Origin of the sequence: Clostridium sp. BNL1100, from assembly GCF_000244875.1 — a bacterium.
Classification (GTDB): Bacteria; Bacillota; Clostridia; order Acetivibrionales; family DSM-1351; genus Ruminiclostridium.
In genome coordinates this window covers 429027-441643 of sequence record NC_016791.1, presented here as the reverse complement: position 1 = coordinate 441643, position 12617 = coordinate 429027, and the positions used below count along the sequence as shown (strand labels likewise).

The following is a 12617-nucleotide window of genomic DNA, read 5'->3' as shown; positions in this document are numbered from 1 at the left end:
ATTATTTATATCCCTCTGGATTCTGGGACTGCCATCTCCATGAATCTACACACATTTCAGGGAGTCCCTTTTCAGCTGTCCAGTCAAGTTCATTCTTTGCCCTGTCCGGCTTTGCATAGCACTCTGCTATATCCCCCGGCCTTCTGCCTACAATCCTAAAAGGTATTTCTTTTCCGCAGGCTTCCGAAAATGCCGTGATTACCTGAAGAACGCTATATCCGTTACCGGTTCCAAGGTTATACTCCCTTACACCCACATGTTCACGGAATAGCTTTTCCAAAGCCTTTATATGGCCTTTTGCAAGGTCTACAACATGTATGTAATCCCTTACCCCGGTACCGTCAACCGTATCGTAATCATCTCCGAATACATTTACTTCCTTTAGCTTTCCTACTGCTACCTGTGTAATATAGGGTACCAGGTTATTTGGAATTCCATTTGGGTCTTCTCCTATTGTACCGCTTTCATGAGCTCCGATAGGGTTAAAGTACCTGAGCAGAGCGATATTCCATGACGCATCCGCTACATGCAGGTCTTTTAATATTTCCTCTATCATAAGTTTGGTTCTGCCGTATGGATTTGTAACAGACAGCGGAAATTCCTCAGCGATAGGAACACTGGCAGGATCTCCGTATACAGTAGCTGATGAGCTGAAAACCAGATTCTTAACTTGGTATTTTTCCATTAATTCGCACAAAATCAATGTACCCGTTATATTGTTGTGATAATATTTTAACGGGATTGAAACAGATTCGCCTACGGCCTTTAGTCCTGCAAAGTGAATTACAGAATCCGGTTTATTATCTATAAATACCTGTTCAAGTGCTTCTTTGTCCAAAATATCAACTTTATAGAATTTTACCTTTTTGCCTGTGATTTTTTCTACTCTTTCTATTGCTGTTTCCTTGCTGTTACAAAGATTATCAACTACGATAACTTCAAAACCGGCCCCAAGCAATTCAACACATGTATGGGTACCGATATATCCGGCCCCTCCGGTTACTAATACTTTCATGTGACTCCCCCCGATATATTTTATTTACGTTATATTTTCCTCATACGATGATACTCTTTAAATTAACCATAACCATATTTTATACAATATTTATTAATATAACAACATTTTACTTCACCTGGCAGTATCTATCTGTTTCAATATTTCGTTAAGCTGCGGTGAATTGTCCAATTTCAGACTTGGTTCAAAGATATCTCCTTTTTGCTCTAATCTGTTCACTATATTTTTAAGAGTAAACATTTCCGGGCGTATACTATTCAGCTCACTCCATTCTATTGGGGCCGAAACAGCGGCACTTTTCACTGCCCTTGCAGAATAAGCGGTTATCATGCTTTTTCCAATCCACATTTGCTGCCAGTCAAAATAAATCTTGCCATCCCTTTTTTTCTTCATTCTTTCTATTGTCACTGTACTTATGAGTTTTTCAGCAAAATACTGTGCAAAAAACTCATTGAGGCTGCGGGCGGTGTCATAGTCAAACTTCGATGCGGTAGGAACAAATATCTGTAGCCCCGTTGCACCGGAGGTTTTAATAAAGCCCTTTATGCCCAGAGCTTCCAACGTTTCATGAATTCTGTCAGCAAGCTCTGCAACATCTTCAAAATGAAGGTCATCGTCCGGGTCCAAGTCAAATACAAGACTGGACGGATGGTTTGGTTTTTCATGTACATTAAAACTGGTGTGAAGCTCCAGCGCCGCCTGAGTACAAAGCCATACAAGTGTGGCAGCCGAGTTTAAGGCAATATAGTTTTTTTGATTGAATTCCACTGTTTCCACCCACTCGGGGGTACCCTGAGGCTTTTCCTTCTGAAAAAAGCTTTTGTCGTTGATACCGTGAGGGTAACGTATTGATGTCAACATTCTATTTTTTGAATATTTTATTAAAAAGGGAGCCAGCTTTGTCATGGTTTTCACAAACTCAAGCTTAGTAACCCCGGCTTCCGGCCAAAATAATTTGTCAGGATTTTTTATATCAATTACTCTGTTTTCAATTTCTACTTTTATAATATCTGTTACAGCAGCCATTAATCAGTCAACACCTTTCCATCTGCCTCTTCCACAGGAAGTACGGCAAACCCCTCTATTTTGGGATGTCTCAAATGCCCATCATTTGTCAGTTCCAGAAAGCTAATCCAGCAAGTAAGAGCAGGATAGAGCCATGTAAACTTTTCTCCCGTTTTGTCCAGCTGAATAATTTCATCAGTTGTAAAGGGACATTCCTCCTGTTCAAGTTGCCCGCTATACTCCTTTATAAGCATTAAATCCGATTGTTTAAGTCCAATAGATGCCTTACCTACATATACAAGCTTTTCGCTGTCCGGGGGCTTTATACCCAGAACCAGGGAATTGGGATGTATGGATTTCCATTGTATTCCTCCAACTATGCAAAGCATTTTCTTAATAAATTTCGTCTTAAACCATGCATCGTGTTTTTTGCCGCCTATATACAGGCTGTCTGTCTTTTTGGAAACAATACCCTCCATGTTTTGCTTTTTCATTTTTTCAAACAGTTCTTTGCCGTCTTTGTACATCTTCGCTAAAAATATTTTAGTATCGTTGCCAGTTAACGAACTTAGATTTTCCTCAAGAATTTGTTTTCTTTCAATTAAGGGCATATTCACAAGGATGTCGTCCCCATACTGCAAAATATCAAATACCATATAGCAAACAGGGTACGAGCTTGTGTAGTATTGCAATTTGCCACTATTACGAACACGTTCCCGTATGAGGCTTTTATAAAAGGAGGGAACCCCGTCTTCATCCAGAACAACAAATTCACCATCCAGTATTGCATTTTTGCCTCCAAGGCCTTTTCTTAAAACATCTAGTTCAGGATAGAAGCCTGTCCTCTCTTTACCTTTCTTTGTGTAGATTTTAACGTTTCCATCCTGTATATAAACCATTCCTCTTATACCATCCCATTTTATTTCATGGATGCAGCCGGAACCCTCCTTTACATCAGGACAAATTACCGGCTCCATTGGTATAATCCAGTTCATGATTCAACCTTCTCTCTTGCTTTCCTTGTTCTCTTCTTTGGTTTTTCCTCAATTGTGCTATCGCTGTTTTCTACCTCTGATACCGGGTCCTTCTTGTTGTTTTTAACATTCTTAGTACTTTTATCAATCTTATCAGTGTCCTTATCTTTTTCATTTTTATTAGTCCCCTTTGACATTTGTATACTTTGTTTCAATGCCTCCATAAGGCTTACAACATTTTCTTTTTCAACTTCTTTTCTTGCTACTACCTGCTTTCCTTCAACCTTGGCATTAATGAGTTCAACAAGTCTCTCCCTGTAGGTATCCACATATTTTGACGGGTCGAAATCCGTAGTCAGATTATCTATAAGCTGTGTTGCCATGTCCAGCTCTGCCTGGGTTGTTTTTGCGTTTTCAGGTATACCGGGTACCTGAGCCGAATCTTTTACTTCATCAGGATAGAATATTGTTTCAAGAACCAGTACATTTTTGTATACCCTTATAACAGCCAGTGATTCTCTGTCTCTTATTGTTATTTTGGCAACAGCGATTTTTTCCTTCTGTCCCAAGGCTTCTCGCAGAAGTGTATAGGCTTTTCCTCCGGTTTCCTGAGGTGCAAGAAAATATGTTTTGTCAAAATACACGGGATCAACTTCTTCAAGTTTTACAAAGTCCACTATTTCAACTGTTTTTTCACTTTTAACCTGTAGAGATTCAAAATCCTCGCCGTTCATTATAACGTACTTACCGGGTTCATACTCGAAGCCCCGGACAATATCTTCAGGTTGAACCTCCTTATTACAGACAGGACACACCTTTTTATATTTTACCGGGCTATGACATTCCTTATGAATATACTTAAACCGGATATCCTTGTCTTCCGTTGCCGTAAACATTTTAACAGGGATATTAACCAAACCGAAACTTATAGAGCCCTTCCAAACTGTATGCATAATTGGTCCTCCATTATTAATATTTATTGTCCGTATTTAAGTTTTTATTTATTCAACTATTTATCCCTGTTTTTTTAGATGATATAATACAAAATAATAAAGGAGGTAGATTTATGCCATTTTATGATCTTAAATGCAGTAAGTGCGGTAGTGAATTCAACGTGATGGCTAAAATGTCCCAACGTGAAAACAAAGAGATTAAATGCCCTGACTGCGGAAGCAATGATCTTGAAACCATATTTAAAAATGTAAATATTATTCAGTCCAGAAAAGACTCCGGCGGAGACTGTCCCAACAGGCATGTATGCGGCGGGTGCTGTAACCACTGATTTTCCCTTCCGGGAATGTGAATTATCACTGTAAAAAAACAAGGTATCTTAAAGGCTATTATTATCCTAAAAGATACCTTGCTGTATATAACAGATGGCCAACCGGAATTATTCTAGAATTTCATCATCCAAATCAGCATTTGTTTTAGTATCGGGATTTGTCTTTTTTGTCTCATCTTCTTTTGTTGGCTGTGCTGTTTTATCCCGTGTATCATCCTTGTCTTCTGTTGTTGTTTTTATTGAGCTGTCTTTTCCGGGCTCATTACTAATAAGGTGGGTGTCTCTTGAATAAGCTATGTCAATTTGATAGCTACCCTTGAATTCTTTAGTTACTTTTCCGTTTATTCTAAACTGTACGGATGTGATATCCTTTATTTCTGTTAAGGTGTTTACAATAGAATAGAGCGTAAGCTGCTCATTCTTTTTGCCGCCGGGATGCTTTTCAACAAAGTCCTTTGAAAGGTCCACAGTTGCTACACCGTCCTTTATCTTAACATCTGTAGTTACTTTTGTTTCTGTAGGAACAGAAGCTTTTAAGAGACTGCCTTTTGCAGGACCGCTTATAAGTTCCTTTAAAACAACCGTTGCCATATGTTCATTACCCTTACCTGCATCTGTATTTTGAATATACCTTGTTTCTGCAGCAAGTTTTGTACCCTGTTCATTGATAAAGTATAACTGAACCGGAGTTTTATCCTTTAAGCCATTAGCTTCATCCTGCCCCATTGTAAGACTGCTGACCGGAGTCAGTTCATCACTGTCAGCATCTTCACTTTTAGCCCCACAGCCTGCAAGCATAGTAAAAACAATTCCAAATACCATAAATAGACATATTAGTTTTCGCATTTTTTCATGCACCTCACATTAAAATGTTAAAAGTTGTATTTATGAATATTCATCCCTTACACATTTATTTTTATGCCCAAGCATGCGGAAGTATTCTAAACTTGTCAATATTTTTTGATAGGAGATACACATTAATTATGTATTATAATTTTTAGTTTGAGGTAATGATTTATTATAAACATGTACAACCTTATTAAAAGGAAATATCAAGCACATTTCTGTTCCCTGATTTTCCTTGCTCTTTACTTGGAGGCTTCCGTTGTGTGATTTCATAACTTTAAAGCAATAGCTTAATCCTAGACCATAATTATTTTTTCCTTTTTTTGTAGAGAAAAATGGGGTCATTACCTTATTTATAAAATCTTTTGGAATACCTACTCCATTGTCTGAAACTGTTATACACAATTTTTTGTTATTGATAAACTCCGTATTTACTTTAATAACGCCCTCCGTCTGGATAGCTTCAATAGCATTTATAATAAGATTTTTCAAAACTTCTGATACGTGAACGGGGTCAATGAGCATAGTAATATCTATTTTGCTGGTATTAATAATCCGTATATTCTTTTCGCAGATAGAAGGTGCAACCTGATTTATTACTTTTGATATAATTTCACTTAAAAGACACGGTTTAAAATTCATCTTATACAGCTTTATTTCGTTAAGTTTTCTGGTGAACTCCAAAAGATTTTTGCAGGAATCCTTTATAATAGATAATTTTTTATCCATTCCGGGGCTTGTTTTTTCAACGCACATAATAGTTTCTACACATAGATTAATAGTTGAAACTTCATTTTTTATTGCATGTGAGACAATACTCATCCCACCGATAACAGAATTTATATTGTTGTCAATATTTATTCTTTCTATTTTGAAATGTATCCCTAACATTCCGTATTTTATACAGAAGACAAAAAACAAAATGAATTCACCGGCTATTACCCATACATTAATCTGCCAAACATTTGTATACCCCATAGCCACCGATATATAACTTGTCCAGAGAATGCAGATTGTAGACGGTAGTGCAAATAAAGCTGTGAGAATTCTCTGGGTTTTGGTATAGTCATCCCTTTCCTTAATTATACTTATTATAAGAATTACACTGCCCAGAAGAGTATAGGCACATACCCAACAAGATAAGATTCTGTAATCGGGATTAAAATCGGGAGTAATAGGATAAATGAAAAGCATGAGAAGACTTGGAAGGGACAAAACAGCCACAACTACTTTTTTAACCTTTGATTTTATTTGAATATTAAGGAAGTTTGTAAATAGAAGAACAAAAACCAAAAATAGATATGTAGCAAAGTAATGCTGAAAAATATCGGCTGTACCCTTAAGTATACGGCTGGCCAGAATCAGATTTTCATTGCCATAACCTTGTATAAATGGAATAAAATTTTCACTTATAACCGCCGCCAACCCGCCAAAGCCGTTAAATAGCAGGCAGAGGCTGGCACACCACGCCCAGTATTCTTTAGGGTTTGCATAAATTAACAGAATAGAAATTATCCACAATAAAATAAATATGACAAACATATTATATCTCCTATTCAAGCAACTATTTTACTTTTAGGCGTGGTCATATTTTATCACTAATTGTAAATATTTTCAATATGTACTAAAACAAGGTAAATACTGTATGCAAGTTGTTTCCCTCGAAAACATGCGTTTTTTGCCCGTTTTTCAGGGAAATTTGCCCGTTTTTTAGGAATTGTTTCTTATGAATTCAATAATTCTCCTCCCAGCCATGGCACCCTGTCCAACGGCAGTTGAAATTTGTTTGAAACCTCCTGTACAGTCTCCAGCAGCAAAAAGGCCCTTTAGGTTTGTACTTTGATTTTCATTAACCACAATGGAACTATTTTTTGTTATTACCCCCAACTTTCTGGCAAAATCAACACTAGATGCTGATTCAAAAGCTATAAATAAACCGTCAAGATTTTCAATTGAACCGTCTTCAAACGCTATGCCCTCAATAACTTCATTTCCTACTACATTTTTTATCTTTTTACTATTGATAGAAAATCTTGAAGCATGACATTTATATTTTTCAGTAAGCTCCAGTTCATTGCCGTTTGTATAAATAGTTATATTTTTTGTTAATGGCTCCAATTCCATAGCCTCGTGTATTGCGTAATCCTTAAAGCCTACAAGGCCCACTTTCAGCCCTCTATAGAAAAATCCGTCACATGTGGTGCAATAACTTACCCCTCTTCCTTCAAATTCTTCCAGACCATCTATATTGACCTTTTTTGTTTGTTGCCCCGTAGCCATGAGTACTGCTTTGGCGGAATAATTTTCTTCGGTGGTATATACTTCAAAATACTCGGATTTCTCTATAGCTACTACTTCACTCTGAACAAACTTTACCCCAAGGCGTCTAGCCTGCTGTTCTCCCTGTTCCAGAAGATATTTTCCCGAAACCGGCTCAGCGAAGCCATAATAATTTTCTACTCTATCTGTTTTGCAAAGTGCGCTGTTGTCCAATCCTATAACCAACGTCCTCAGCCCCGCACGTACTGTATACAGTGCAGCGGAAATACCCGCAGGCCCCTTGCCTATTATAATTACATCAACCATATTGTTTTCCTCCATGAGACAGCTTTTGTTACATGCAATATATCTGAATACTATACCCTTTTTATATATTAATCAAACAAATATTTTTTAAAAATTATTTTTTTCATGTGTAACACCTTTTATTACAAATTCATAATATGCAGTATCTTAAATATTTTATTTGGAGGTAAAATCATGGGATGTTTTGGTGGTTCTGATAATTGTTTTAGTTGGTTGTGGATAATAATATTATTAATTATTATCTTCTGCTTCTGCGGTGGTGACAATGGATTTTTCGGTGGAACATCGGATTTATTCGATAACTGCGAATGGCTTGTCGTACTGGCAGTTATTCTTCTTATTTTCTTCCTTAGCAATGATGGAGATCACTGTTGCGATTAATTTTGTCAAAGCTGTTAAGAGTAGTTTTAAATAGAAGCTTGGGTTACATATCCAAGCTTCTATTTCAGATTAAGGGTTATTATCCAACATATTAGTCCAACCATAGTGCATACACTGTAATAATATTGCAAAATAAGTATATAGGAGGGGTTTTTACATGGGAGAATCTTTAGGGAAAAAAATCCAAGAAATGATGCAGGATAAAATGGTTCAGTCAAAAGTAAATAAAGCTATAGAAATGTTGAAGAAAGATAGTCCCAAAGATCTTGAAAAAAAGCTTTCATCTATCGACAAGGATGAACTAATGGAAAAAATAAACGAATTTGACGAAGAAAAACTCAAAAATATAAAAATCGATAAGGAAGAGATAAAGAAGAAAGTTACCCAAAAGGATCTTGATAAGCTCCAAAAAATACTTGGTAAAGACAGCGATGCAATAATGAAAAAGGTTAATGATTTTCTAAATTCCTAGTTTTGTACATATAATCAATTGCTTGGAGGTATTTTGATGAGTGACGACATGGGAGATAAGATAAAACAGATAGCCGAAATGCTGGGGCAGGACTCAAACAGCGGTATCCCTGACAACGTAAAAGGGCTTTTGAATATGTTCATGTCATCAAATAATTCAAAGGATGAAACCTCATCAGATGACACCTCTTCAGAAAAGGAAAAACCGTCTGAAGAATCTTCCAGAGCTGATACAGATGACCTAGCTGATATGGCCAGAAAAATGAAAAAGGCTATGAATATGCTTAACACGAATAATGATCCGAGAGTTAATCTGCTCAACGCAATAAAGCCCTACCTAAATGACAATAGGCAAAAAAAACTTCAGAAGTGTATGAAAATTATTAAAATTGGCAGTTTAACCAAGTTGTTGGATGAATCGGAGGGACGTTCTGTTTAAGCAAAACAATTTACTCTCTGGTCATACCCAAAGGTTTTTTAGGAGTGGATAGTATGGTTTACAGAAAGCATCCCCCAAAATCCCGCAGATATAATAAAAATCACTCTGCTCAGACAAATAGTGAGCACGAGCAAATTACTACAGATATATCCGTAGCAGAAGAACAACCGGTGAATATTCGGGCAGAAGAGGCATTATCTGCTCCAGCTTCTGAAAGACATGAAACAAAAACACCGAAGCCTTTGGGTTTCCTTTCATCGCTTCTGGGAACCGGAGATAAAACAGAACGATCAGGAAGCCCTCTGTTTACGGTTTTTGATTACGATATATATCTGGATGACCTGCTGCTTGTAGGTCTTATTGTACTGCTATATACAGATAAAGCAGAAGATGAACTTCTGCTGATTATTCTCCTATATCTGTTATTGGATATATTCTAACGGATTGCTTTTTTATTTTTGTAATCATCACTGCATTTTTTAAAAGATGAAAACACAAAACAAATTAAAATTGCAAAAACTATTGTTTTAAATACAATATTTATAACAATTAGGATAGTATTTATAGTCCCTGATACCACCTGTGTATTGGCCAATGTAAAATTAGCAATTATGTATAGAATATCGAACAGAACCAATGTAATATCAAATGCTACGAATTTGGACAGTAAGGGCCAGAAGTTTCTGTCTGATATTTTTTTTGCCAGCTTAAAATGATTCTTATCATGTACCATAGCCGACGGATACCAAAATACTATATACTGCCTGAAAAAAGTATAGCTAAAAAACAGTACTGCCGCAGTTATTATTGAAAGAACAATTCCCGCCAACGGGTTCATTGATCCGCTGATTGAATTATCCACAACAATAGCCGCAGGGATAATTGATATTAAAGCATACACTATAAAAATAACAAATGCGCATATAGTCCAAAGATTAAGTGAAATCATCCTTAGAAAATATTTCTTTACTCCCTGAACAAATTCACTTCCTGCTTTTTTCTCTTTGCCTTCAACCGCATTATAAAGTATATTGAAACATCCTGAGAATATTAGTCCAAGAATCAAAGACGCTGCAACGACTGCAATTACAAGTGCCAAAATGATTTTCACTGCTGTCTCGGGTACTGAAATTGTATTTATTACAAATTGTATTATATTTACGTAGTCATCAAAAGGACTTCCTGTTTTAAACATTGTCAGTCCATAAAAAAGAGTCATAAAAAAATATTCAAATACACAAACCACAGTACTGAGAAGTGCCGTAAGCAACAACACTGATGGTCTCTTGGCAATCAAATGTACCGCTTTATTAACTATCCCCATATAATTTTCTTCCCATCTTTTATTTATAAAAAACTAATTTTAATAATACCACAATAACCCATAAATAAATAGTTTTAGTTTATTTCTCTCATGGTCAGTGATATCCTTTTTCTTTCAACGTCCACCTCTAAAACCTTAACCTTTACTATATCCCCCACAGCTACTACATCCATGGGGTTCTTTACAAATTTATCCGCCAGCTGGGATATATGGACAAGTCCATCCTGATGAACTCCTATATCGACAAAAGCTCCGAAATCAGCCACGTTTCTTACAGTCCCTGTTAGTATCATTCCCGCTTTCAGATCCTCCATGTTAAGTACATCAGAGTGAAGCATTGGCTTTGGAAGTTCGTCTCTGGGGTCTCTTCCCGGCTTTAGCAATTCACTCATTATATCCTTTAAGGTTGGTATCCCAATGCCCAACATTTCTGCAACCTGTGACGTTCCTGCCTGAGCAACCTTAGTATCAAGTCCCGCCAGTTTTTTGTCTTTTACATCTTCCAAAGAGTAACCCATATTCTCCAAAAGAAGCTTTGCTGCCTTATAAGATTCCGGGTGAACAGATGTATTGTCAAGAATATTTCCACCGTCAGTTATTCTCAAAAAACCTGCACACTGTTCAAAAGTTTTATTTCCCAGCTTCTTTACCTTCTTTAGTTCATTTCTTGCCTTGAATTTACCGTTTTCCTCTCTGTACTCAACAACATTCTTTGCAATTGCAGTACTTATTCCTGAAACATATGAAAGCAAAGGTGCAGAGGCTGTATTCAAATCAACACCTACATTGTTTACGCAATCCTCTACTACCCCACCAAGAGATTCATCAAGCCTTTTTTGGTTCATATCATGCTGGTACTGTCCCACTCCGATAGCTTTGGGGTCGATCTTTACCAACTCGGCCAAAGGATCTTGAAGCCTTCTTGCTATTGATACGGCACTTCGGAGGGCAACATCAAAATCGGGAAATTCCTCAGCACCAAGCTTTGAAGCTGAATATACCGATGCACCTGCCTCGCTAACCACCATGTAATAAACCTTTCTTTCTATCTCCTTCAGCAGTTCAACGACAAATATCTCAGATTCCTTGGAAGCTGTACCATTCCCGATTGAAATAATGTCGACCTTGTACTTTTCAATAAGTTGTTTTACTTTCTTTTTAGCTTCATCGATTTTGTTCTGAGGGGGAGTCGGATAAATCACGGTAGTTTCCAGTACTTTACCGGTTTCATCCACTACTGCCAGCTTACAGCCTGTCCTGTATGCCGGATCAAGCCCAAGTACCACCCTGTCCTTGACAGGAGGCTGTAACAGCAGGTTTCTCAGATTTTCAGAAAATACTTTTATAGCCTGGTCCTCAGACAACTCCGTAAGCTGATTGCGTATATCTCGCTCCAAAGAAGGAAAAATCAGTCTTTTGAAAGAATCCTCCACAGCTGATTCTACATATCTAGCCATTTCAGGGTTTGTTTTTTTAATAGTGTCAGCCTTCAAAAATTTCAGACACAAATCCTCGTTGACATCAATTCGTACATTGAGGAAATCTTCTTTTTCTCCTCTGTTTAGGGCAAGTACACGATGTCTTGCTATCTTGGAAACAGGCTCCTTGAAATCATAGTACATTCTGTATACTGAGTCTTCATCCTTTTTACCCGAAGACACTACAAGACCGTTTTTAAATATTATTTCTCTTAAAGCTTTTCTGAATTCAGCATTATCAGAAATTTCTTCGGCTATTATATCCAACGCTCCTGCAATAGCTTCATCTGCACTGCCTACTCCTTTTGCCGGGTCAATATACTTTGCAGCAATTTCATTTAAGGGAGTTCTGGATGGAAGCTGTGAATATATAATAGTAGCAAGTGGTTCAAGACCCTTTTCCCTAGCCACAGATGCCCGTGTTTTCCTTTTTATCTTGTAAGGTCTGTAAATATCTTCTATCTCCTGCAGAGTAACGGCTTTATCTAAGGATTTTACTATTTCTTCTGTGAGTTTACCCTGCTCATCTATAAGCCTCCTTACATCCTCCCGACGCTCATCCAGATTTCTTAAATATACTAAGCGTTCGTACAGTTCCCTTAAAACCTGATCATTAAGTTCTCCTGTAACTTCCTTTCTATAACGTGCTATAAATGGTATTGTATTTCCCTCATCTATGAGCTTAACTGTATTTTGTACCTGAAAAGTCTTCAAGTTGAATTCCCTGGTTAACTGTCCGACTACATCTGTCATATATCTTGCCTCCGCTGTTATGATAAATATAGGTAATTTTATCCTGTTTTTAATAAACAATTA

14 protein-coding genes are annotated in these 12617 nt (G+C 37.0%); 5 read left to right on the top strand and 9 right to left on the bottom strand.

All coding sequences use genetic code 11. From position 1 onward, the window contains the following. Nucleotide 1: 1 nt before the first annotated feature. The 4 genes from galE to CLO1100_RS01920 all read right to left on the bottom strand — a co-directional run bounded on the left by galE (nt 2) and on the right by CLO1100_RS01920 (nt 3947). A complete protein-coding gene (gene galE / locus CLO1100_RS01935; RefSeq protein WP_014312083.1) occupies nt 2–1015 on the bottom strand; it encodes a UDP-glucose 4-epimerase GalE in 1014 nt (337 codons plus the stop codon). Nucleotides 1016–1129: 114 nt separating this feature from the next. Further along, the gene (gene ligD / locus CLO1100_RS01930; protein ID WP_014312082.1) at nt 1130–2041 is read right to left on the bottom strand and encodes a non-homologous end-joining DNA ligase; all 912 of its coding nucleotides are present in this window, start codon (nt 2039–2041) and stop codon (nt 1130–1132) included. Then, nucleotides 2041–3015 (bottom strand): RNA ligase family protein, encoded by a 975-nt coding sequence (locus CLO1100_RS01925; RefSeq protein ID WP_014312081.1) that lies wholly within the window; start codon nt 3013–3015, stop codon nt 2041–2043. Before CLO1100_RS01925 ends, ligD begins: the two co-directional genes overlap by 1 nt. Beyond that, on the bottom strand, nt 3012–3947 hold the full coding sequence (locus CLO1100_RS01920; RefSeq protein ID WP_014312080.1) for a Ku protein: 936 nt from the start codon (nt 3945–3947) through the stop codon (nt 3012–3014). The genes CLO1100_RS01925 and CLO1100_RS01920 overlap by 4 nt, the downstream gene beginning before the upstream one ends. Before the next feature lie 113 nt (nt 3948–4060). Between CLO1100_RS01920 and CLO1100_RS01915 the strand changes: the two genes are divergently transcribed. Then, nucleotides 4061–4276: a zinc ribbon domain-containing protein gene (locus tag CLO1100_RS01915; protein ID WP_014312079.1), complete on the top strand. Its 216-nt coding sequence runs from the start codon at nt 4061–4063 to the stop codon at nt 4274–4276. 108 nt (nt 4277–4384) lie between these two features. Here the strand turns inward: CLO1100_RS01915 and CLO1100_RS01910 are convergent, their stop codons facing one another. The 3 genes from CLO1100_RS01910 to CLO1100_RS01900 form a co-directional block, all read right to left on the bottom strand. Next, nucleotides 4385–5122 (bottom strand): GerMN domain-containing protein, encoded by a 738-nt coding sequence (locus tag CLO1100_RS01910; RefSeq protein ID WP_014312078.1) that lies wholly within the window; start codon nt 5120–5122, stop codon nt 4385–4387. Nucleotides 5123–5257: 135 nt separating this feature from the next. After that, the gene (locus CLO1100_RS01905; protein WP_014312077.1) at nt 5258–6664 is read right to left on the bottom strand and encodes a HAMP domain-containing sensor histidine kinase; all 1407 of its coding nucleotides are present in this window, start codon (nt 6662–6664) and stop codon (nt 5258–5260) included. A gap of 168 nt (nt 6665–6832) precedes the next feature. After that, nucleotides 6833–7708 carry an NAD(P)/FAD-dependent oxidoreductase gene (locus CLO1100_RS01900; RefSeq protein WP_014312076.1) on the bottom strand — a complete coding sequence of 292 codons (876 nt, stop codon included), beginning with the start codon at nt 7706–7708 and terminating at the stop codon, nt 6833–6835. A gap of 174 nt (nt 7709–7882) precedes the next feature. Between CLO1100_RS01900 and CLO1100_RS01895 the strand changes: the two genes are divergently transcribed. From CLO1100_RS01895 to CLO1100_RS01880, 4 genes are all read left to right on the top strand, one after another. Continuing rightward, nucleotides 7883–8089, top strand: coding sequence for a hypothetical protein (locus CLO1100_RS01895; protein WP_014312075.1), 207 nt, complete (start codon nt 7883–7885; stop codon nt 8087–8089). Nucleotides 8090–8246: 157 nt separating this feature from the next. Next, nucleotides 8247–8561, top strand: a complete 315-nt coding sequence (locus tag CLO1100_RS01890) for a hypothetical protein (protein WP_014312074.1) — start codon at nt 8247–8249, stop codon at nt 8559–8561. A gap of 36 nt (nt 8562–8597) precedes the next feature. Continuing rightward, nucleotides 8598–8999, top strand: coding sequence for a hypothetical protein (locus tag CLO1100_RS01885; protein ID WP_014312073.1), 402 nt, complete (start codon nt 8598–8600; stop codon nt 8997–8999). Nucleotides 9000–9052: 53 nt separating this feature from the next. Then, on the top strand, nt 9053–9439 hold the full coding sequence (locus CLO1100_RS01880) for a hypothetical protein (protein WP_014312072.1): 387 nt from the start codon (nt 9053–9055) through the stop codon (nt 9437–9439). On the opposite strand, the gene CLO1100_RS01875 is transcribed toward CLO1100_RS01880, so the two are convergent. Then, nucleotides 9436–10323, bottom strand: a complete 888-nt coding sequence (locus CLO1100_RS01875; RefSeq protein WP_014312071.1) for a hypothetical protein — start codon at nt 10321–10323, stop codon at nt 9436–9438. The two genes, CLO1100_RS01880 and CLO1100_RS01875, sit on opposite strands and share 4 nt — an antisense overlap. Nucleotides 10324–10397: 74 nt before the next feature. Continuing rightward, entirely contained in the window at nt 10398–12554 is a 2157-nt protein-coding gene (locus tag CLO1100_RS01870) for a Tex family protein (RefSeq protein ID WP_014312070.1), read from the bottom strand. Between the last annotated feature and the right edge of the window lie 63 nt (nt 12555–12617).

Bases quoted from the DNA above. Each gene is read 5' to 3' on its own strand.
- CLO1100_RS01910 (WP_014312078.1), bottom strand. From the start codon at position 5,122: ATGCGAAAACTAATATGTCTATTTATGGTATTTGGAATTGTTTTTACT.
- CLO1100_RS01870 (WP_014312070.1), bottom strand. From the start codon at position 12,554: ATGACAGATGTAGTCGGACAGTTAACCAGGGAATTCAACTTGAAGACT.
- CLO1100_RS01925 (WP_014312081.1), bottom strand. From the start codon at position 3,015: ATGAACTGGATTATACCAATGGAGCCGGTAATTTGTCCTGATGTAAAG.
- CLO1100_RS01875 (WP_014312071.1), bottom strand. From the start codon at position 10,323: ATGGGGATAGTTAATAAAGCGGTACATTTGATTGCCAAGAGACCATCA.
- CLO1100_RS01895 (WP_014312075.1), top strand. From the start codon at position 7,883: ATGGGATGTTTTGGTGGTTCTGATAATTGTTTTAGTTGGTTGTGGATA.
- CLO1100_RS01880 (WP_014312072.1), top strand. From the start codon at position 9,053: ATGGTTTACAGAAAGCATCCCCCAAAATCCCGCAGATATAATAAAAAT.
- CLO1100_RS01890 (WP_014312074.1), top strand. From the start codon at position 8,247: ATGGGAGAATCTTTAGGGAAAAAAATCCAAGAAATGATGCAGGATAAA.
- CLO1100_RS01905 (WP_014312077.1), bottom strand. From the start codon at position 6,664: ATGTTTGTCATATTTATTTTATTGTGGATAATTTCTATTCTGTTAATT.
- CLO1100_RS01900 (WP_014312076.1), bottom strand. From the start codon at position 7,708: ATGGTTGATGTAATTATAATAGGCAAGGGGCCTGCGGGTATTTCCGCT.
- ligD (WP_014312082.1), bottom strand. From the start codon at position 2,041: ATGGCTGCTGTAACAGATATTATAAAAGTAGAAATTGAAAACAGAGTA.
- CLO1100_RS01920 (WP_014312080.1), bottom strand. From the start codon at position 3,947: ATGCATACAGTTTGGAAGGGCTCTATAAGTTTCGGTTTGGTTAATATC.
- CLO1100_RS01885 (WP_014312073.1), top strand. From the start codon at position 8,598: ATGAGTGACGACATGGGAGATAAGATAAAACAGATAGCCGAAATGCTG.
- CLO1100_RS01915 (WP_014312079.1), top strand. From the start codon at position 4,061: ATGCCATTTTATGATCTTAAATGCAGTAAGTGCGGTAGTGAATTCAAC.
- galE (WP_014312083.1), bottom strand. From the start codon at position 1,015: ATGAAAGTATTAGTAACCGGAGGGGCCGGATATATCGGTACCCATACA.